The organism is Bacillus sp. ISL-75, assembly GCF_018613095.1.
The window spans coordinates 34,966-55,871 of record NZ_JAGGQX010000007.1; the positions used below are offsets into that span (position 1 = coordinate 34,966).

Below are 20,906 nucleotides of genomic sequence, written 5' to 3' on the forward strand. Positions count from 1 at the left end.
TCCTTATCCAGCTTTTTTAATGCTTAAAAAGTGTGTATGATTTTTTATTTAATTAAATAATTTAAATATTTTATTAAAATTTATTTCGAAATCCGAAAAAGATGTTAAAATCTATTTATTAAATTGAAATAGATGGTAGGGGATTGGATGAACAAGAATAAGAAGCTATGGCTTATTTATGGGATGTTATTTTTTGCCACGGCTACATGGGGAAGTGCGTTTCTTGCTGGTAAAGTCGCCGTAAAAGACTTTGAACCAGCAACCGTTGCTTTTTTACGTTTTTTTGGGGCTGCGATTCTATTGTTTCCGCTTATGTGGCTGATGGAAAAAAATCGAAAGAGGCCAACTTTCAAAGATTATGGATTATTTGCCGTACTTGGATTAACAGGCATTGCAATTTATAATATTTGTTTTTTTATAGCTACCAAACATGCACCGGTTATTAAGAGTTCCTTATTTATTGCCTCAAACCCAGTACTGATTGTCCTTTTATCAGGATTATTTTTAAAAGAAACAATCACCAAAAACCATATGATTGGAATGGTGATTGCCCTAACTGGGGTTACCTTTATTATTACCGATGGTCACCTACTCTCACTGTTCCAATACGGTTTTGAGACGATTGACTTTGTTTTACTTGGTGCGGTAATAAGCTGGGCATTGTACAGTGTGGTTGGTAAAGTCGTTTTAAAAAAATTCAGCGCGGTGGAATCCACTACTTATGCTGTTGCTTTTGGTACCATATTTTTATTTCCGTTCGCATATGCGGAAACATCATGGCAAGATGTACAAAACGCTAGTGTTTCAACCTGGATCGCCATTTCGCATATGAGCATATTTGTAACAGTTGTTTCATTTATCATGTACTATTACGGCATAAAAGAGGTTGGTGCTGCAAAGGCTTCTATCTTTATTAATGTGATGCCGTTATCAGCTGTCTTAATGGCTACCTTCTTTTTAGATGAGACCTTTACATTGGCTCAAGGTATAGGTGCAGCCTTTGTTTTAACCGGGGTATATATTGGAACCAACACGAAACTTTTTAGAAGAAAATTACAAGCAGCATAACTTAAAGGTCAAAACGGCAGTGATTTAGCTAATCACCGCCGTTTTCTTTCCTTAACCTACTTATCAAAAAGATAAATGCATATTTCTCTACTTTTTTTCAAATTATATGAAAAAAAGGTGGTTATATAAATGAGTAATTGGCATCTCATTTTGTCTGGTATTGCATTGTTAGTATTGATTGGCGGTTTAATTTTTACGTTAGGGACTGGAAGAATGGTCAGTACTAGATCAGGTGAATTTGATACGCAAATCAATGAAAAAACTCAAAGACATCCTTATTTACTGAATCCAGTGTTTCTTGTTTGGATTATCGCAATTGCAGCTATCATTATTTATATCATCTATCTTGGCTTTAATTATTATTGATAAAAAAACGCAGCGAAAGGACCCCCTATTATTCGGGATACCTTTCGTTGCGTTATGTTTTATTCTGCCGGAGCATGTTCCACGGCGATTTGGTATGCAGCCAATATCGCTTCACTTTCAGAGGGGTTATTAATACCCACTAAGTCTTGGTTACCTTCCTCACCCTCAATCTTCATTACGATGGTTTCATCCTCTGCATTTAGTAGAGCATAGGATTCATCCTTCATATCAAACAAGGCTTCAACAGCAAATTCTTTAAGATTCCCGTGGTCATCTTCAATAGTTATATAATCACGTGGTTCATCATGCTTCATCGTCCCTCACCTCAACAAAAGTACTCAGAAATATTGTTCCCTTACCCACAAAAAAGTTCAGTGGAAAAATATTGTTAATAACATTAAATACTCGATTGGAAATTGGGAAAAGTAATATAACAAGCTTTAATAAGGGGACTATTATGACAGAAAAAATTATTGAGGCAGTCACACCGCAGATGCAACAAGAAATCGATCGATTGGTTTCTGGCATGACTTTTACGAAAAATTTTCGTTCGGCCACGGCTGAAGAGTGGTATCTTTTTTTGCCTGGATATCAAGATCCTCGAACAGGAGGAGCCGCTGGGAAAGCTATTGTCCATTATGATTTTTACGGTAATCGAGACATTTTTATTAATACCACGGTGATAATTGACGATCCTGCTCTATTTCAACCAGATGTCCACCCTCTTGTCTATGCAGTCGCAGACGAGGTGGTAAATAAACTCGTTGGGTACGCGGATACCCTGCTGTCGGTTCATGCCGGTGAAAATTCCTATGATGCAGAGTATAAACAATAATACTTTGAATTTGATTAAAAAGGAAATAAGGACTAGTTAAACCGCATATTGGCGAACCCACTCTCTCTTTTTTCATTGTTCGATCGCTTAGACTTCTTTCTCTTTCCACATAACCTTAATGGTTTGTTTGTATGATCATTGAATTTTTTTGAAAGGTAAAATAAGTGCGTTTACCAAGAACACTGGTACAATAAATAGTGGGTTTCAAAATTGAAGTGTTTAATGAGGGCTGCTAATAGGGCTTGGGTCTCTGCAATTTCCCTGTAATAATAAGAATCATAAGAGAGGTTACCAAAAAAACAACCAGGTTTTGTTGGTAAAATATTATAAGGAGGTTCCTTTTGTTTCAGAACTTGAAGACATAGATGATTGAGGTCCTGGAGATTTTCCTTTGTGACTTCTTGTGTGAAAAGAGGGTCATCTTCCCCGTTATGGAGCGTTTCGACAAACCAATTGTGAATTTGGTTGGCCTTACGCCAGTAGGCAACTTCTTCATAAATACTAGACCATGATGAATCATATTCCTTAAAATGCTTAATGTGAGGCTTTAACTTTTGGTAGATTTCATCTTGTTGTGCTTTATGCTTACTCATTTGCACATTTGCTAAAACAATTTCATCATAGTCCATTCCAGTGATCTTAGGTAAAGAAAATAAATACATATCCAGTCCCATTTTCTAACTCCTTTTTCTAATTTATTAGCTGTAAACATATAGTAATACAACCACTATTATCCTATCATACATTCACTCCATCACCGCCTACTTCATATGAACAAATATTGAATTTTTCGACATTTTTCAATATAAACTGCTATTTTTCTTTGATAAAATAAAAATCAAATGAAGAAGGGTTTGTCCTTCAGAAAGAGGTTTCGTATGGCACATAACCCAGTCGATTCAAAACCAGATTGGTTGAAGAGTTACATAGATTCACCAGAAAAGCAGGAAAAGTTATATCGACGGACATTACTGATCGTTGTCATATCACAAATTTTTGGAGGGGCAGGACTTGCTGCTGGAATTACGGTTGGCGCACTTCTTGCCCAAGATATGTTAGGGACGGATAGTTATGCAGGGATACCAGCAGCATTGTTAACGCTGGGTTCAGCTGGGGCAGCGTTGCTTATCGGTCGAGTCTCACAACGTTTCGGCCGCCGAATAGGACTTGCGGGAGGATTCTTGACTGGCGGTATCGGTGCGATTGGAGTGATCGTTTCCGCCATCACAAGTAATATCTTTCTTCTTTTCGCCTCGCTTTTGGTCTATGGTGCAGGCTCAGCTTCAAACTTACAAGCACGCTATGCCGGAACCGACTTAGCAAAACCTACACAGCGAGCAACATCTATCAGTATTGCCATGGTATCAACCACATTCGGCGCTGTGGCGGGGCCGAATTTGGTCGATGTAATGGGCCGCTTTGCCACGTCAATCGGTGTCCCTGCTCTAGCCGGTCCGTTCATCCTTGGCGCGACTGCCTTTATCCTTGCGGGGTTAGTCCTATTAGCTTTCATGCGCCCAGATCCTCTGATGGTTGCAGAAGCGATTGCAGTTGATCAGCAAATGCATAGAAGTAATCGCTTAGAGAAGCAATCTAGTAATCTAGCTATCAATAAACGAGGAATCGTGGTTGCTGCGACCATTATGGTTTTAACTCAAATTGTCATGACATCCATCATGACAATGACACCCGTATACATGAAACATCATGGGCATGGTCTGAGGGAAGTCGGAATGGTAATCGGCTTCCATATAGGTGCCATGTACCTTCCCTCATTAGTAACAGGTATTCTCGTCGATAAGATAGGCCGAACTACAATGGCCATCGCATCTGGTGCCACTCTGCTTGGAGCAGGCATTCTTGCTGGCAGTGCCCCTGCTGATTCCCTGTTGGTTCTTATCATCGCACTCGTTTTGCTCGGGCTTGGCTGGAACTTTGGGTTAATTAGCGGCACGGCACTGATCGTTGATTCAACATCCCCCTCTAACCGGGCCAAAACACAGGGAACTGTAGATGTTTTAATTGCTTTGGCTGGGGCATCCGGGGGAGCGCTTTCTGGGATAGTGGTCGCACAAACTAGTTACGCTGGACTTTCAATTGCTGGAGGGATCCTTTCCCTACTGCTGATCCCAGTCGTGATCTGGTCTCGTAGTAATCAGAGAATGAATGAATAAAGCTAGAGTTTTTGACAAAAAGTATAGGGAAAAAGGAAACCTGTCTCTGGTTCGCCAGTGGCCATCCTTTTCCCTTTTTGATTTCTTTTAATAAAAAAAGCAAAATTTTTACGATTTCACAATTAAATTTATTTTCGGAATTTTATAAGTATGTTATAGTCATATAAAAGAAAAATGGAGTGATAAAAATGAAACTGCAAGTCCAACGCGCTTATAATTTTAATGCAGGCCCTTCCGCGTTACCTATTTCCGTCTTAGAAAAAGCTCAAGAAGAACTGATTGATTTTCGAGGTACAGGCATGTCAGTCATGGAGCTTAGCCATCGAAGCAAAGCTTATGAAGAAGTACATAATCAGGCGATTGACAGCTTGAAGGAACTGCTTTCTATTCCTGATACCCATGAAGTACTCTTCCTGCAAGGCGGAGCAAGTCTTCAGTTTTCAATGATTCCGATGAATTTTTTACAATCTGGAAAAAAAGCCGGATATGTAATGACAGGCTCTTGGTCAGAGAAAGCATTCACGGAGGCAAAACTATTTGGTGATGTTTATCATGCGGCTTCCACAAAAGAAGGCAACTACCGCAGCATCCCAACGCTTGATCAAATACAGTACGATCCATCGGATGCTTATTTACATCTAACTTCCAACAATACCATTTATGGTACCCAATGGAAGAACTTCCCAGACACAGGCGTTGTTCCGTTAATCGCAGACATGTCTAGTGATATTCTGTCTAAGCCGATTGATGTCAGCAAGTTTGCGTTAATTTATGCTGGTGCCCAGAAAAACCTTGGTCCTTCAGGCGTAACGGTTGTGATTATACGCAAGGATTTGCTTGAACAAGCAAACACAAATATCCCAACAATGTTAAAGTACAGCACACATTCTAAAAATAATTCATTGTATAACACACCGCCAACCTTCGGCATTTACATGCTCGGTGAGGTCTTAAACTGGGCTCGTGAGCTAGGTGGTTTATCTGCGATTGCTGAGCTTAATGATAAAAAAGCGAATCTGATTTACGAAACAATTGATACAAGTAATGGTTTTTACATTGGCCATGCTGAACCGGACAGTCGTTCTCTCATGAACCTTACTTTTAACTTAGCATCGAAAGACCTAGAAAAGAAATTCCTCGAGCAAGCGAAACAAGAAGGCTTTGTTGGCGTAAACGGTCATCGCTCAATCGGCGGATGCCGTGTATCAGCTTATAATGCTGTTCCAGTTGAGGCATGTAAGGCATTCAAGGAGTTTATGATTCAATTCCAAGCAGAAAATAGCTAATGAAAAAATCACCCTCTTTATTTATTAGAGGGTGATTTTTTCAGTTAATCGGGCTTTATAAACCGCTCTTACTTACCTTGGTCGTGATTTTTCGAGTTAAACAGGCTTTATAAACGAACACTAAATGCGAATAGCCACTTGCTTTTTAAAACAATCGACCGCTTTCTCTGAATCAACCGGATATCCCAGCTCATTCATCGTTTCTCCGATCAAAACGACCGCATCTTCGAGCATTTGTTCCGTCGTATTCCCCATATGTCCAATCCGAAACGCCTTTCCTGCAAAATGGGCTAGCGCTCCAGCTACAATCACTCCCTTTTTTGCAAGTGAAGAACGGAAAGCAGCATCGTCCATTCCATCAGGATAAAGAATACAACTAAGTGTGGCGGCAGCGACTTCTTCATTTGCTAACGCCTTCATCCCGTATACGGCAAGGGCCGATCTAACCGCTTTTCCGAATGCGGAGTGGCGCTGGTATCTTCGTTTCATCCCCTCTTCCAATACCAATCTCATCCCTTCGTCATAGGCATAGATGAGATTCACTGGAGGTGTAGCAAAGTACTTTCCTGGATCGTTCATAATCGGAATCCAATTATAGATATCACAATAATAAGCAGGAACACGTTCCATTTTGGCACGTGCAGCTAGAGCAGTTTGGTTAAAGGCAACGATGGCTAGACCAGGCGGCACGCCAATGGCCTTTTGTGAACCTGTTAAAATGACATCGATTTTTCCATTAGACCCATGATATTGCCTACTCATATCTTCTTCCATTGCAGCAGTCGCACAAACACCATCGAGAATGACGAGTGCTCCATTTTTTTTAATAATCGGCACAAGTACGTCTAAATTGGCAGCTACTCCTGTCGACGTATCTGCGTGGGTAATTGTAACCGCCTTAAAATTGCCATTCACTAATTTCGCTTCGACATCACTTGGAGATACTTGAGTACCCCATTCTGCCTGGAGTACTTCTACTTCAATCCCAAATGCTTTTCCTAATTTAATGAAACGATCACCGAAATAACCGTGACTGATCACTAAAAGTTTTTCCCCAGCGGCAACTGTATTGACAAGCGCCATTTCCATAGCTACCGTTCCAGAGCCGGAAATAACAAACACTTCACCATCTGTTTTCAGCATTTCCCTTGTTTTCTCGATCGCATTTTTGTAGATAGCGACAAATCTCGAGTCTGTGTGTCCCCTAGTTTCCTGTGCAATAGCATCATAAATTGAATCAACTACCGGCGTTGGCCCGGGTATTAGCAGCATCTCTTGATTACGCATTTTTCCATCCCCCTAATTAGCAACCTGTTTCTCCATAAATATATTTCTATACTCATCTATTTAAACCTTTATCTCAATTTTGACTAATTGTGAATTTTCTCAAAAAGTACAAAGCCATTAATTGAGGGCACTAACCTGTTATGATTCATTTTGGAATTCTCCATCGCGTTATTTTTATTGATTATAGAAAGGGGAGCATACGAATTCAATAAAGCTGTAACAAAACCTTCCACATATTCGTGTAAACGAAAAAGACCAGAGAGATCCATTGTCTCTTCTGGTCCTTTTCGTTTGGTTTAGTGGCCGTCAACTACTTCTTTCAATATTTCATACGAACGCTTTTGTTTTTCAGTGTCATAAATATACGATACGGCTATGAGTTCATCGACATGATAATAGTCCTGAAATTTAGTCAACTGTTGGCGGACTGTTTCCTTGCTCCCTATCAACGTCACACTTTGCTTCGATGCCGCCATTTCTTTTTCCATTGGGTTCCAAAGCTCATCCAAGTTTTCAACAGGTGGTTGTAGCGGATTTTGAGTGCCTCGAACAACATTTAGGAAAAACTGCTGCATCGTTGTCGATAAAAATTGAGCCTCCTCATCCGTTTCGGCCGCAATAACATTTAAACAAACCATCATATACGGTTTCTCCAAATATTCCGATGGCTTGAAACGATTCCGATAGATCGAGATTGCTTCTTCCATATATCTTGGTGCAAAGTGGGACGCAAATACATAAGGAAGTCCCAAGCTTGCCGCTAAATACGCTGAATCAGTGGAAGAACCGAGTATATAAATCGGAATATTCGTGTCAACACCAGGATAGGCTTTCACATAGCTTTGCTGCTCTGCTGGGCCAAAATAAGTAAGCAAGGCTTGGACATCATTTGGGAAAGTATAAACTGGATCATTTTTCGATCGTCTTAGCGCGCTTGCCGTCATCATATCTGTTCCAGGTGCACGGCCCAGACCGAGGTCCACACGATTTGGGTAAATTGTGGCCATAGTACCGAATTGTTCAGCCACTACTAGCGGGGAGTGATTCGGCAGCATGATCCCTCCAGACCCTACTTTAATCGTATTTGTATGTTCCAAAACATGTTTAATTAAAATCGATGTCGCTGAACTGACAAGTGTAGCTGTATTATGATGTTCTGCGATCCAATAGCGTTGATAGCCCATTTTCTCGACCGCTTGGGCAAGGTCAACCATTGCCTCAATCGCTTGGCTGGGACTCTGCCCCTTCCGGATCGGAGCTAAATTCAAAACAGATACAGGTATATTAATTGTTGCCATATATATTATTCCTTTCCCTATAGAGATTACTACTATAGTAACAATAGGAAGGCAGAAATCAAAAATAAATGCTTAACAGGAAAAGGGTGTCAGGCACCATGTGAAAAATTCACATGGTGCCTGACACCCTTTTCTTTCCGAAACTTTATTATTGTAATTATAGAAAGTGACATTTATGTTCTTAAGTACAAGAACAAGCAGCTTTATTTTATTAACTCTCTCAGCTCTGCAGTCATTTTTTCCACTAACTCTGGTCTGCCATGAAACTGGGCCGGAGTATTTTGAAACAATTGAATACGCCAATCCCCGTTTCTTTTTACAACTACAAGCGTATGATGTGTGTTCACGTTGGGGTTAATGTCTGATTGCTTTGGTGGCACCATTCCTGCAATTGCCCGCAAAATAGCGATCTCTGAACTTAGAAAACGTACATCCTTCACTTTACTTACAAAACGTGCCGTTGAATGGTGTTCAAAAATTGGCTGTAGGTGTGAAAATATTTCTTGTCTGCCAATGGATTGACTTCCATCAAATCCGATACTCTCGCCATCATCCGTAAATAATTTTGCCATCCCCTCTGCACTGCGTTCATTCCACGCATCCAAAAGCTTTTTATAAACTGCTTGTACTTCTTTAGAATCAGAATTCATCATAATTTAATAACTCCTCTCATGGCTTTGATATCATCGTAAAACAATCCATTCCTTCTTTTCAAATTTGAGGACAATCTCCCACAAATCAAAAAGGACCTTCTCCGACTCCATTAAAAGATGTAGGTGAAGGTCCATTATTTAATTTAGAGCAAACTGAGCAAATTTTTCCGAAAATGACGCTTCTTGTTTCATTTGCATTTCCTGCTGTTCTTTGATTTCTGTTTTCCGAGCCTCTTCAAATATTTTCATTCGCTGAGAAGTTATGTTTTTTTCCAAAAGCGCTTTGGTTAAGATCGGCGCTAGCACATGTGCATCCTTCATCCCACAATTAATGCCTATTGCACCTGTGGGAGTCATTGTGTGCGCTGCATCTCCGATGATGATTAATCCGTCCTTTACCCACGTTTCAGAACGAGAGCTTTGCACCTTTAAGGGAACAAAGTTATTCCATGTATAAAGATGCTCTAATACCAGCTCTTTCAATTCTGGAAAGCTTTCGATCAATGGTTCAAGAAATGGCTGTAACGATTGCTTTCTTAATGAAGGAAAAGATCCTTCTTCAATATTCCAGCCAATTTGAATGAATCCTCCCGTCTGTGTGAACAAGGCAAGCTGATGGCCATTGACAAGCACCATTCTTGTTGTTGGCTCCCATCCTGCAGGAGCGGGAATTTTGGCCCACAATACGTCATATCCATGCGTCATCTCGATCGTTGGTATCTTCGCAAGCTTTCTGACTGTCGAATAGCGGCCATCTGCACCAACGACAACCGAGCTTGTGATCATTATTTCTTGACCGTCCCTTATCGCTTTTACACCAGTATAGACTCCATGCTCATCCTGCATTAACTCCGTTACTTTTGTATTAAATAGAAGACGGTAGTTTTTATATTGTTCTGATTCTTGGTTGATTGCACTCAGTAAATGAACTTGAGGAACATGAATTCCTACGTGATCCTCATCGGTTGAAGGGGTAATTGTTTGAACGATATGTTTACCAGCAAAGAATTCAACTTTTTTCATTTTAAGTATGCCTAGCTCTTCTATCTTTTCAAACAATCGGTGTTTTTTTAAAATGGCTTCTGTTTCAGAATTTATATGTTCTCCTCTAAATTTCCTGTTAACTCCAGAAGATCGTTCTATGATAATAGTTGATACACCGTTTTTTGCTAAAAGAAACCCTAGTAATGTCCCTGCTGGTCCGCCACCCACAATACAAACATCTGCCTGTAGCTTCATTTTATCCACCTTCTGGTTATATTTATTATTGAAAAAAATTATTTTCAAAAGTTTTCTTATAAGAATAAAAGTTAATTATAGAATAACAAATTTGACGTAATCAGTCAATCCAAAAAAGGTCAGTCCCGCACAACTATGGATGTTGTGGGGACCGACCTTTTATTCAGTAACCGCTAATTTTTCCAATTCAATAATATTTTTTAGATATTCATATTCGTTGTTTTCGAGAATATCAATTTCATTGTTGGTGGCAAGTAGAACTTGATTTCGACACTTGGATATTCTTTGAATCATCGGGTGTATGGTTAGGCTCGATAAATTAACAAAATCATATAAGTCTGTTAGACAAACTGGCAGTTTATATCCCTTATTGCTGCTGGCAATTAACAGCCCACTATCACGAAGCTTTGAAACGATGTTCGATCTAAAGTAATGGTGATTTATTTTGTTCACTCGAATGGCATTTAAATTATCTAGAATTTCTTGCGTAAATACATATTCATTAGGATTTTCTCTTAGATTAAATAACAGGAACTTGAGTAAATCTATCCTAATTTTTTCATCCGCATCCTCACTCTTTTTATTCTTTTCAAGATATTGAAGGGTTAAATTAACTGATTGTTTAAAAATAACCTCATCAAATTGAGAGTCCTGATTCCTTGATATGTAATCATGTAAATAGTTTTTATAGTTTTGCGGCCATAAATTAATGGCAATGATTTTCTTTTTGATGATTTTATGAAAAAGCGGATAATGTTCCGAGTACTGGGTTTGATCATACCCTTTTGCAATCGTCCCAGCGATAAAATTAGCCAGTTGCAGAAGTAATTCAGATTTACTGTGATTAAATCCAAAGATGGAATAATTAAATAAATCTGGAACACTTTTTTCTTTAATATAGCTTTTAAATTCAGTCATGAATTCTTTCGTTCCTTGTTCCACTAACACAAGATCCAGTTGGTCAAACGTTCGATTTAGGTCATCATAGATTAACCGATTCATAAATTTGATAAACGTCTTTTCAAATGTGATGCCGCTATCTTCTCTAATTTTTCTTTTATCGACCACATATGCATATATATTGAACGGTAAATCTTTTAGTTCATTTAATAGTTGAATTCTTAGATGAGGGTTATCCATTTTATCAGTATGCATTTCGTCGGTTTGAAAGTATTTTTGTCTAACCTTTTCAACTTCCAATTCTAACATTTCTTTATTAGACTCTTTTGCTAGAATAGAAACGATAATAAAGTGGGTTGAGACATCATTATTTTCAAAATCAAAACTATAATCACCAGATTCATCAATAAACGCAAATTGGATATCGTTCATTCTCCCACCTCACCCAAAAATTCTTTCTTTAGGTACTTATTTCAACAATATATGATCTAAAACCTTCAAAAAGTTAATTTTCCCCTTATTAAATTCATTGATTAGCACGTTAAACCGCAAGTACAGCGATTTTTTCCAAAAACAAACGAATAAGCAGATGGAAATTCTTGATTCACCCGCTGGACCTCAAGGGCAAATTCCTGTTCATTTTTAGGAACATTTGATAAGGAATCGGCTTTTTTCTGATTATCAATATGAGCGCCAGGTGGAACAAAGCTGCCAGGCCTTAGCGTTGCTCCACCAGTAACAACTGCTCCTGAGGCGATGAAGCTTCCTTCTCCGACCTGGGCATGATAAACAATTGCCTTAAAACCGATAAATACCTTTTTATCAATCTGACAGGGACCATGAATCAATGAACCATGTGCACAGGATACCTCATCGCCGATGTAGACTGAATATTTCCTATTATTAACCTCTACATGTTTGTTTTTTAAACCATGAAGGATTACTCCGTCCTGCAAATTACAGTTGCTTCCGATAAAGAAAGGCGTTCCTTCATCTGCGCGAATACTGACGAAGGGACCGACATACGTATTATTCCGAATCGTAACGTCGCCGACAATATAGGTGAACGGGCTTAAAAATGCCGTTTTATTTATTTTTGGAAAAATTGGTGTGGGATTTACGGAAGTTATCGGATTCGAACCTACAAAGTAACTATAAATATTAAAAGGACCATTTAAATTATTGGGATCATGCCACAAAATAAATTCCCCTTTCAAATAATGGGATTTTTAAATATTCATACTACATATACGTAGGTTTTCTGAATAAATACCTTTTTTAATGGTCCAAATAAAAGACAGTGATTCCTAAATCACTGCCCTTTTATCATTATTCTTTTGTTAGGTTTACAGGATTATCATCCTGTTCACTTATCTCATTTTCTAACTGCTCTATCCGTGCATCAATTGTACTTTGGAAGTAGGAATGGTTCACCTTGTGTTCTAATCGTTCCCGATAGTTTTCAATATCCTTAAACTTTGATGAAAATTGGTCCGAATATGAATTTGACTCTGATACCTGATTTATTTTAATATTAGCCCGTGTTACACTTTCCCGACCCATTAATTCCATCCGGCGAAGATGCATATCCTTAAACTTTTGCTTCATTTGTTCATGCTTTCTTTCTAATTCACGTAACTGCTCAATTACTTAATGAGTGCTGGAATATTTTTCCCTCAGACTTAAGACATAGATGCAATCGGCCTGCTTAGTATTGAATATATTTAAGGAACAACGCTTTTCACTAATAAAAATTAGAAAGGTCAAACTTTCCATTCGCTATCTATCTGTTATAATTAAATTATCCCAATTCAACCATTTTATGGTGTAATACTAAAAAGCATTTGCCGTCAGGTAGATTCTTTTTTATATAATCCATTTTCAGGAGGTTATCTATGTATAAAATCAAAAATAAAGAAAAGCTATTCATTTACACAGGACCAGATGGTTCAGGGAGAAAAACAGTTGCCAAAATGGTTGCTACCGCGTTTGATATGGAAACGGTGCTCTCTTACACGACTCGTTCTCCTCGTCATTACGAAAAAAATGGGGAAGACTACCATTTTATTAACGAGGAAACATTCAAAAAAATGCAAGAGAACCAGGAATTTCTTGAAAGCGTTGATATCGATGGAATACACTATGGCATTCGCGAAGAGGATATTGTTAAGGCATTTGAATCCCATACCCTTGTCTACCTAACATTAAATCCTGAGGGAACAGAAAAATTAAAACAGATGTATGGTGATCGTGTCATGCGCTTTTTCATTTATGCCGATCGCGATACTGTTATTGCGAGACAAAAGGAACGCAAAGATAATGATCAAGACATTGCCCGCCATATGGCCCATTATGATGAAACCATGAACTATAAAAACAGTTGTGAACATGCCTTTGAAAATTATGATTCGCCTCAAGTTTCCTACCAAATCAGTGAAGTCATTGAAGGTTTCCTTGAAAGAGGTTTCATAGTTACTGATTAATCAGAAATAATAATGTGTCAGGCACCGAGTGGGTGCCTGACACTTTATTTCAATTCACTGGTTTGCTAACTTTCCAAGTTCATTAAAAACCGCTTCATAATCTTCTTTTTTATCAGCTTTAAATGAGGTGTTTATGTAGGTTATCACGCCAGTTTTATCTACCACAAAGACTGAACGAATCGCCGTTCCGCCTTTTTCGTTAAGTACATAGTAACTTTTTACCGTTTGTTTAAACCAATCTGATAATAAAGGATATGGCAGGGTTCCCATACTCGCTGCAAAAACTCTATGGGAGTGGATATGATCCACACTAATAGCTAGTACTTCAGCATCTAATTGCTCGAATCGTTTGTAATCCTCTTTCCAAGAGGATATTTCCTTAATTCAGCCGGGTGTAAAATCCATTCCATAAAAGGCAACAACTATGTTTTTCTTCCCTCGATAATCAGATAACGCAATCTTTTCTTTTGTCGTCGTCGTTAATGAAAAGTCTGGGGCCATCTCGCCAATATTCAATAACGCTTCCAAGATCTATTCCTCCTTTCTAGTCTAACTAAGAAATTCCGTTCAGTACCCTCATAAATTATTTACCTTTATTGCTAGCTGGGTCCTGAATTGGAACATGCTGTGGTCGATTTGGATAGGAAGCCTTCCCTTCATCTGGACCTGTAAGGTCATTTCTCTGGTCTAGAACTTTCCCAGTATATTCAATTGGATTATTCTTTGGCATTGTCTCACCTCCAAGTTAAAGGGGCGATTCACTATGATCGTCCGTTAGCTCTTCTTGTTTTGAAATTTTAATTTCTGCTCTGCCTCACTCATGTTTGGATTACTTCTGGGTTGACTTTTGCTTAACGCCTTCTTTAATTCAATATTGGCATCATCATCCGTATTATACTTCTGGTCCATACTTCTCCCTCCTTTTTGTTACTTATTATGAACCTTATTAGCAGGTTCATTCGTTCGTTATTTTTTACATGACGGAAAAAGCTTCCTTTTAGATAATCCCTTCTAATCCGTTTGCTTGCCGACAAACGAAAAAAAGGAGTCCTTCTCCTCACTAAAGGAAATGAACTCCAAATTCAATCTAATTAATTAACTCTCTTCGGACCGGTCCAATACATTTCTCTTAATCGAAATTTTTGCAATTTACCGGTTGCTGTTTTTGGTAAAGCTTCTACGAATTCAACTGCCTTCGGTGCTTTAAAATGTGCTAATTCTGATCGGCAGAACTGGACGATTTCATCTTCAGTTACTTTTGCCTCAGGTTTTAACACGATAATCGCTTTTGGCACCTCGCCCCACTTTTCATCCGGGATCGCAATCACGGCAGTTTCCAAGACAGCCGGGTGCTTATAGAGAACTCCTTCAACCTCTGTAGAAGAGATATTCTCTCCACCAGAAATAATCAAATCCTTGGCACGATCTCGTATTTCGATGAACCCATCTGGGTGAGTGACAGCCAAATCTCCCGTATGGAACCAACCGCCTCTGATTGCTGCTGCAGTGGTGATTGGATCCTTGTAATAACCTGCCATGACGACGTTACCACGCGTGATGATTTCACCTAATTCTTCTCCGTTCCAGGCCACTTCTTCCCCATCTTGATGTACAACCTTTGTTTCGCCATTGAAAGCAAGTTCAATCCCTTGTCTAGCCTTGATCGCTGCTTGTTCATCAGCTGTCATTGCATCAAATTCTTTTTTCCACTCACAGTAAAGGATAAAAGGAGAGGTTTCCGTTAGACCATAGACATGTATCATATTTAAACCCAGAATTTCTTGTGCTTTATGAATCAGTACTGCTGCAGGAGGTGCGCCGGCTGTCGCCATCCGTGGGTTGGTAGTAATCTTAATTTCTTTTGCCTTTGGCTCATTGACCAGCATATTCACGACCGTTGGCGCACCGCATAAAAGCGTGATTTTCTTCTTTTCAAATAATTCAAGTATAAGGGGCGGGTCAACTTTTCTGAGACATACATGGGTACCGCCTGTAGCCGTAATCGCCCAAACACCACCCCAGCCATTTGCATGAAACATCGGTAATGTATGGAGATAGACATCATCATGGTTGACACCTAAATGATACATGAAATTAGCAGCATTTAAATAATTCCCTCGATGTGTAAGCATGACTCCCTTGGGTTTTGAAGTCGTCCCGCTCGTATAATTTAAAGTTAGCAGTTGATTTTCATCAATATCCACCTCTGGAAGTGTAACCGCTCCCAAAGTATGTTGCAAAAAATCCTCATAATCGATGCCCATTAAAGAAGTATCCTGTCCCGGAACAGATACAATAATAATTTGTTCGAGGGAAAGATTATCGATTATTTTCTCAATCGGGCCGCAAAATTCTTCATCGACAATTAACATTTTCACATCACTGTGACGAATGATATACTCTAGGTCATCCGCAGTAAGCCTGTAATTTAGCGGTACCATGACCGCGCCAAGCTGGCAGATTCCATAAAAGCACTCCAGCATATAATGCGTGTTAGGCAACATGACCGCTACATGATCACCTTGGATGATTCCTGCTTGAAGGAGAGCAGCAGAAAGCTGATCGACTCGCTTGCCAAATTCTTGATATGTAAATTCCTTTTCTCCATCGATGACGGCTGTTTTATTCGGATAATACTTCACCGCCCGGATTTTCCAATCTAATGGGGTTAACGGGGAAAACATATAACCAACTCCTCTTTTATTAAATGAGAGTGATGGGTAATTTTTTCGCGTATTGGTCCCTTTGATGTATACATCACAATTCTATTCTTGTCCCAAAAATAGGGATTTGTCAATTAATAATTTAATTTTTCTGAATTTAGCATTTAACTACCTTTATCACAAAAAAATCGAGTAGAGACTTAGTCCCTCACTCGAATTTTGTACTTATCCTTTTTTCTTTTCACTTGAGTTTTTTCTGGCTTATTTTACATTTAGGGCTTTATATCAAACTATTATGTAAAGCAAGAGGGTCAACTTTTCGACTTCTTAATTTTGTAATTTTTATGGTTTACAATGGTAGTAAGTGGTTCATCCTTATCTTTCGAATAACCATATTGGACCATAACAGAATTTTCCCTAATACCAGAAACGACACCTTCATGATTTTTTCCTTCACGACTAAAGGAAATAACATCGCCAATATTTGCCGTAGCCATTCCATCACCTCGACTTTATATTAACCAATAATTCCCGAAAAAATACTTTCCATCTATAAGGAAAATGATCAGAAAAAAAAGCCCTTGAAGGGTCAAAGGCTTCGCTTTATCGGAACAATTAAAGTACGTTCGTACTTTCTAAAATAAGTTCATTAATAGTTTTCCTAAATCCCCAAATAATGTCCGATAACATTTCTAATTCAATATCTATTTCTCTAATGTCCCAATAATGTTCGTTTTTTCGGTGGTAGGTAAACTTTCCATCAGGATACTTCATAATCGTAAGCGTTCCTTTCGGACTGACTGTATTTAAAGTAAGAAAATATTTCGTCCCATCCCAATTAGCATACCTATCAAAATGATTTAGAAATCCAGTAATTTCGCTACTTCTCAAAATCATCACCATTCACCCCTTAACTTTTAATCGGTAAAAACGATTCGTGAAAAAGGAACGTGAGGATTTTCAAAAAAAATACATCCTCCATTAAGTTATTGTTTTCATTATAGAAGAAAAAAAAGTTAATTCAACGATTATGGCAACTATCCAAACATCCTTTCGTGTAAAATGGTGTCAGGCACCAACATAAATTTGGAAACACATTTTCGAGTTAAAATCTGCTATAGTAGTTTTATGATGGTATGGAAAGGAAATATGACAAATATGAAATGTATTTCAATCGATTTAGATGGTACCTTATTAAACTCTCAGCATGAAATAAGCGTGGAGAATGTGAAGGTCTTAAACGAATTGCAGGACTCAGGCCACTGCCTTATTTTGAACACAGGTCGTGCTTACGCTGATGTCATTAAATTAAAAGCCGTTCAAAATATGGAGATTCCGATTTTTTGTATCAATGGTTCCGTTTTATATTCAGAAACGAGAGAAATGCTGTACGAGGCTACATTAACAGTTTCAACCTATAAAAGTATTTTTACCCTATTAAAAGAACTCGGCGTTGGTATTTTGGTTTACACCAATTATGGCGGTTTTCCTTCGACATTGCCTCCATTGCATGGGAAAAGTAAACAAGAGCTCGATACCCTTTTTCAAGAATTCAATTATGATGAAATTCTTGAAAAAGACAATCTAAAAATCTATAAACTTATTGCCTTGGTACACCCGGAGCAAATAGAAATGATAGCAGAGGTTAAAGCGGCATTAGCAGGGAAATTTGATATTTCGATCGCTTCCTCCTTTCCAAATAATGTGGAAATCACTTCAAATGAAGCACATAAAGGAAAAGCTCTATTACGTTACCAAAAAATGTTGAATCTTTCTTTTGATGAAATAATCGCTTTTGGGGATGGCGGCAATGACCTTGCCCAGTTTGAAGTAGCTACCACTTCAGTTGCCATGGGAAATGCCCCTGTCCATGTTCAGCAAAAAGCCGATATCATCACAAAGACTAATGACGAAGATGGTTTTGCCTATGCTGTTCGAGAGCTTTTACAATTATTGAACACAGAAGAGCAACGATCTATAATTAAAAACTGAAATTTTTTGCTTAAACAACTGCGTCATCTCAAAATGGGGGACGCAGTTTTTTGTCGTTTAATTTTTATATAGTCTGTAAGGCACGTCCAGTCATTTAAAACCAAGGACTGCATACCCTTCTTACTAAAGGGGGGGATTTTCATTAACAGAGAATTTTCGAATAAAACGTCTTCCAAATCTTCCGTTGTTTTTGGAATCATTTTTGGTGTTATCGGGATTGGATTCACGTTTCTCAATGTTTGGGTCGGTTCGTTTATCTTTGTGATTGGAGTTGTCATTTTTTTGTGGATGCGATACTTTGGCAACGACACCACCGTTTCCTGTCGTGAAAAAGGGTTCACTGTCACAATCATTAATAAGCGAAAAGGAATCTTTGTAAACGACTACGCCTGGGAGCAAGTTACCGAAACCCTCTATTACGAAAGAGAATCTGCAGGTGAAAATAACACAACAACACGTTATTTTCAGGTAAAAACCGAAAATGGTGTCGCCTTTAATGTATATGAAATGAAGAATTTTCATGAATTAATAGAAATATTCAATCAAAATACAGTCCACTTGCCTTACTTTTGGGAAAAGCCAACAGAAATCTTAAAAACACGTTATCAAAAACAAACCCGAGTTACTTCTTAAGGTATTGAACATTCACCTTAAATATTCATTTTAAATGAGCTTATTAAGGTATTATAGTTAGTAATTTTCTATCAATTTAAAAAAATTAGGGATTGGAATGAATGTATGCTATACTAGGTTTACCATTTACTTTACGTTTTCATAAGACCGCCCTACTCAACTGCAGAGTAGGGTTTTTTATTTGCCCCGACTTTGACCCACAAAAAAAAGACTCCCATAAAGAGAGTCTTTTATATTTTGGGTCTTATTATGCTTTACGAACGTTAGTAGCTTGGGGTCCACGTTGACCTTGTTCTACTTCAAATGTTACAGCTTGACCTTCGTCTAAAGATTTGAAACCTTCGCTTTGGATAGCTGAGAAGTGTACGAATACATCGTCTCCTGCTTCGCGTTCGATGAATCCGAATCCTTTTTCTGCATTAAACCATTTCACTTTACCTTGTTCCATTTGTTGTTTCCTCCTCGTGTGCTGTGCACACATTGTGTTACTATCCTTGCTCAGATCTTCAAGACAGAAAGTTTAGCACTTATTATCCTACCGACTAACAAAAATAATTCTTCCTTACTATAACAGAGATTGGTAAGGAATGCAAATAGGTATTTAGAATTAATTTTATTTTTTGATGTTTTTACAATGCTATAAGGCATTTTCAGTCTTATTCTTTACGCGGTGTGCGGAGAAATTCTGCACACTGGCAAAAATCCCTGTTATTAAGATTGTAACCAAAACAGGCAGCAGCCAGCCGAGCCCCTTGTTATAAAAAGGCAATACTCGATCATAAAACGCAACAATCTGCGCTAGCCACCCAAAATATTCGATTCCAACCAGATCACAAAATGTTTTAAGCCCATCGATAATACTAATCATAAAGGTGACTGAAATGGCTGTTACATAAACAATCCGTGAATGGTTAAACAGCTTAGACAAAAAAGTCAGCAGCATTAAGGTAATCGACAATGGATATAAAAACATTAATACAGGTATGGAAAAATTAATGATATTCGCTAAACCAAAGTTTGCGATAACAAACGAAACAAGCGAAAAGAAAAGCACCCACATTTTGTAACTGATTTTCGGTACCAGTGTATGGAAGTATTCGCCGCAAGCTGTCATCAAGCCAATGCTCGTTGTTAGACAAGCGAGTAAGATAATAACCGACAACATAACCGTACCAAATGTTCCAAAATAATAGGAAGATGCCTTCCCCAGAACAGGACCTCCAGTATCAAAAAGTCCGAACACGCTTGTGCTTGACGCCCCTAAATAAGCAACGCCAACGTAGATGATTCCAAGAAAAATGGTCGCAATCAGTCCAGACTTAGCTGATGCTATAAGGATACCTCGTGTAGACGTTACACCCATCGAACGAATTGAATTGATAACGATGATCCCAAATACAAGCGATGCAAGTGCATCCATTGTGTTATAACCTTCCATAAACCCTTTCATAAACGCCCCGCTTGCATATGTTGCTTGAGGTGCCTCAATTGAACCGATTGGCTTGACAATAACCATTACTAATAAGATAAAAATTAGAATGATAATAGCAGGAGATAAGATTTTCCCCACACGGTCCACAAGCTTTGCTGGGTTTAATGAAAACCACAAGGTCACAATAAAAAACAAACCAGTGAATACAAATAATCCAATTTGACCAAAACTTTCACTTACAAACGGTGCGATCCCAATATCATAGGCTACTGCGCCCGTCCTAGGTGCGGCAAAAAATGGCCCAATCGTCAAATAAAGAAGCGATGTGAAAATAACCCCATAGAGCGGGTGGACCCTGCTTGCCAGCTCCTCTAAGTTCTTGCTCCCCGAGAACCCCATTGCCAGGATTCCAAGAAACGGAAGCCCAATTCCGGTAATTAAAAAGCCTGTCACCGCCATCCACACATTTGACCCTGCATTTTGACCAAGTGCTGCTGGAAAAATTAAATTCCCTGCCCCGAAAAACAAGGCAAACAACATTACTCCTATAACGAAATACCCTGAAAATGGTAATTTATTTTGCATATTAGCTACTCC

Annotated in this window: 25 protein-coding genes; 8 read left to right on the forward strand and 17 right to left on the reverse strand. The window is 38.6% G+C overall.

Features of this window, described 5'->3' with window-relative positions; all coding sequences use genetic code 11:
* The first annotated feature begins 147 nt into the window (after window positions 1–147).
* The gene (locus J7E63_RS02245; RefSeq protein ID WP_251033320.1) at window positions 148–1,068 is read left to right on the forward strand and encodes a DMT family transporter; all 921 of its coding nucleotides are present in this window, start codon (window positions 148–150) and stop codon (window positions 1,066–1,068) included.
* A gap of 129 nt (window positions 1,069–1,197) precedes the next feature.
* The gene (locus J7E63_RS02250) at window positions 1,198–1,434 is read left to right on the forward strand and encodes a hypothetical protein (protein WP_168244628.1); all 237 of its coding nucleotides are present in this window, start codon (window positions 1,198–1,200) and stop codon (window positions 1,432–1,434) included.
* 59 nt (window positions 1,435–1,493) lie between these two features.
* Here J7E63_RS02250 and J7E63_RS02255 read toward each other — a convergent pair whose 3' ends face one another.
* On the reverse strand, window positions 1,494–1,748 hold the full coding sequence (locus J7E63_RS02255) for a DUF1292 domain-containing protein (RefSeq protein ID WP_215010102.1): 255 nt from the start codon (window positions 1,746–1,748) through the stop codon (window positions 1,494–1,496).
* A 179-nt stretch (window positions 1,749–1,927) separates the two neighbouring features.
* On the opposite strand from J7E63_RS02255, the gene J7E63_RS02260 reads away from it, so the two are divergent.
* Window positions 1,928–2,269 (forward strand): hypothetical protein, encoded by a 342-nt coding sequence (locus J7E63_RS02260; RefSeq protein WP_374193694.1) that lies wholly within the window; start codon window positions 1,928–1,930, stop codon window positions 2,267–2,269.
* A gap of 170 nt (window positions 2,270–2,439) precedes the next feature.
* Here J7E63_RS02260 and J7E63_RS02265 read toward each other — a convergent pair whose 3' ends face one another.
* Entirely contained in the window at window positions 2,440–2,943 is a 504-nt protein-coding gene (locus J7E63_RS02265; protein ID WP_215010103.1) for a hypothetical protein, read from the reverse strand.
* 204 nt (window positions 2,944–3,147) lie between these two features.
* Between J7E63_RS02265 and J7E63_RS02270 the strand changes: the two genes are divergently transcribed.
* Together J7E63_RS02270 and serC are read left to right on the forward strand one after the other, a co-directional pair.
* Window positions 3,148–4,443 carry an MFS transporter gene (locus J7E63_RS02270; RefSeq protein WP_215010104.1) on the forward strand — a complete coding sequence of 432 codons (1,296 nt, stop codon included), beginning with the start codon at window positions 3,148–3,150 and terminating at the stop codon, window positions 4,441–4,443.
* 188 nt (window positions 4,444–4,631) lie between these two features.
* Window positions 4,632–5,729, forward strand: coding sequence for a 3-phosphoserine/phosphohydroxythreonine transaminase (serC, locus tag J7E63_RS02275; RefSeq protein ID WP_215010105.1), 1,098 nt, complete (start codon window positions 4,632–4,634; stop codon window positions 5,727–5,729).
* A gap of 120 nt (window positions 5,730–5,849) precedes the next feature.
* On the opposite strand, the gene J7E63_RS02280 is transcribed toward serC, so the two are convergent.
* The 7 genes from J7E63_RS02280 to J7E63_RS02310 form a co-directional block, all read right to left on the reverse strand.
* Entirely contained in the window at window positions 5,850–7,016 is a 1,167-nt protein-coding gene (locus J7E63_RS02280) for a pyridoxal-phosphate-dependent aminotransferase family protein (protein ID WP_215010106.1), read from the reverse strand.
* A 296-nt stretch (window positions 7,017–7,312) separates the two neighbouring features.
* Window positions 7,313–8,314: an LLM class flavin-dependent oxidoreductase gene (locus tag J7E63_RS02285; RefSeq protein WP_215010107.1), complete on the reverse strand. Its 1,002-nt coding sequence runs from the start codon at window positions 8,312–8,314 to the stop codon at window positions 7,313–7,315.
* Window positions 8,315–8,517: 203 nt separating this feature from the next.
* A complete protein-coding gene (locus tag J7E63_RS02290) occupies window positions 8,518–8,967 on the reverse strand; it encodes an SgcJ/EcaC family oxidoreductase (RefSeq protein ID WP_215010108.1) in 450 nt (149 codons plus the stop codon).
* Window positions 8,968–9,105: 138 nt separating this feature from the next.
* A complete protein-coding gene (locus J7E63_RS02295; RefSeq protein WP_215010109.1) occupies window positions 9,106–10,206 on the reverse strand; it encodes an FAD-dependent monooxygenase in 1,101 nt (366 codons plus the stop codon).
* A gap of 159 nt (window positions 10,207–10,365) precedes the next feature.
* Window positions 10,366–11,538, reverse strand: a complete 1,173-nt coding sequence (locus tag J7E63_RS02300; RefSeq protein WP_215010110.1) for a DUF3800 domain-containing protein — start codon at window positions 11,536–11,538, stop codon at window positions 10,366–10,368.
* 101 nt (window positions 11,539–11,639) lie between these two features.
* Window positions 11,640–12,305 carry an LbetaH domain-containing protein gene (locus J7E63_RS02305; RefSeq protein WP_215010111.1) on the reverse strand — a complete coding sequence of 222 codons (666 nt, stop codon included), beginning with the start codon at window positions 12,303–12,305 and terminating at the stop codon, window positions 11,640–11,642.
* A 130-nt stretch (window positions 12,306–12,435) separates the two neighbouring features.
* Window positions 12,436–12,714 carry a hypothetical protein gene (locus tag J7E63_RS02310; protein WP_215010112.1) on the reverse strand — a complete coding sequence of 93 codons (279 nt, stop codon included), beginning with the start codon at window positions 12,712–12,714 and terminating at the stop codon, window positions 12,436–12,438.
* 287 nt (window positions 12,715–13,001) lie between these two features.
* On the opposite strand from J7E63_RS02310, the gene J7E63_RS02315 reads away from it, so the two are divergent.
* Entirely contained in the window at window positions 13,002–13,589 is a 588-nt protein-coding gene (locus tag J7E63_RS02315; protein ID WP_215010113.1) for a guanylate kinase, read from the forward strand.
* 54 nt (window positions 13,590–13,643) lie between these two features.
* Here J7E63_RS02315 and J7E63_RS02320 read toward each other — a convergent pair whose 3' ends face one another.
* From J7E63_RS02320 to J7E63_RS02345, 6 genes are all read right to left on the reverse strand, one after another.
* On the reverse strand, window positions 13,644–14,090 hold the full coding sequence (locus J7E63_RS02320; protein WP_251033331.1) for a redoxin domain-containing protein: 447 nt from the start codon (window positions 14,088–14,090) through the stop codon (window positions 13,644–13,646).
* Window positions 14,091–14,172: 82 nt separating this feature from the next.
* Window positions 14,173–14,319, reverse strand: a complete 147-nt coding sequence (locus J7E63_RS02330; RefSeq protein WP_215010115.1) for a hypothetical protein — start codon at window positions 14,317–14,319, stop codon at window positions 14,173–14,175.
* 44 nt (window positions 14,320–14,363) lie between these two features.
* Window positions 14,364–14,498, reverse strand: coding sequence for a hypothetical protein (locus tag J7E63_RS30060; RefSeq protein ID WP_282599543.1), 135 nt, complete (start codon window positions 14,496–14,498; stop codon window positions 14,364–14,366).
* Between the two features lie 182 nt (window positions 14,499–14,680).
* Window positions 14,681–16,273 (reverse strand): long-chain-fatty-acid--CoA ligase, encoded by a 1,593-nt coding sequence (locus tag J7E63_RS02335; RefSeq protein ID WP_215010116.1) that lies wholly within the window; start codon window positions 16,271–16,273, stop codon window positions 14,681–14,683.
* 290 nt (window positions 16,274–16,563) lie between these two features.
* Complete coding sequence (locus tag J7E63_RS02340; protein ID WP_088088472.1) at window positions 16,564–16,749, reverse strand: DUF2187 family protein; 186 nt, start codon at window positions 16,747–16,749, stop codon at window positions 16,564–16,566.
* A gap of 118 nt (window positions 16,750–16,867) precedes the next feature.
* A complete protein-coding gene (locus J7E63_RS02345) occupies window positions 16,868–17,149 on the reverse strand; it encodes a hypothetical protein (protein ID WP_215010117.1) in 282 nt (93 codons plus the stop codon).
* Between the two features lie 252 nt (window positions 17,150–17,401).
* Between J7E63_RS02345 and J7E63_RS02350 the strand changes: the two genes are divergently transcribed.
* Together J7E63_RS02350 and J7E63_RS02355 are read left to right on the forward strand one after the other, a co-directional pair.
* A complete protein-coding gene (locus J7E63_RS02350; protein WP_251033321.1) occupies window positions 17,402–18,244 on the forward strand; it encodes an HAD family hydrolase in 843 nt (280 codons plus the stop codon).
* A 282-nt stretch (window positions 18,245–18,526) separates the two neighbouring features.
* Window positions 18,527–18,877 carry a hypothetical protein gene (locus J7E63_RS02355; RefSeq protein WP_215010118.1) on the forward strand — a complete coding sequence of 117 codons (351 nt, stop codon included), beginning with the start codon at window positions 18,527–18,529 and terminating at the stop codon, window positions 18,875–18,877.
* A gap of 247 nt (window positions 18,878–19,124) precedes the next feature.
* Here J7E63_RS02355 and J7E63_RS02360 read toward each other — a convergent pair whose 3' ends face one another.
* Both J7E63_RS02360 and brnQ read right to left on the reverse strand, forming a co-directional pair.
* Window positions 19,125–19,325, reverse strand: a complete 201-nt coding sequence (locus J7E63_RS02360) for a cold-shock protein (protein WP_007083691.1) — start codon at window positions 19,323–19,325, stop codon at window positions 19,125–19,127.
* A 189-nt stretch (window positions 19,326–19,514) separates the two neighbouring features.
* On the reverse strand, window positions 19,515–20,894 hold the full coding sequence (brnQ, locus tag J7E63_RS02365; protein ID WP_215010119.1) for a branched-chain amino acid transport system II carrier protein: 1,380 nt from the start codon (window positions 20,892–20,894) through the stop codon (window positions 19,515–19,517).
* Between the last annotated feature and the right edge of the window lie 12 nt (window positions 20,895–20,906).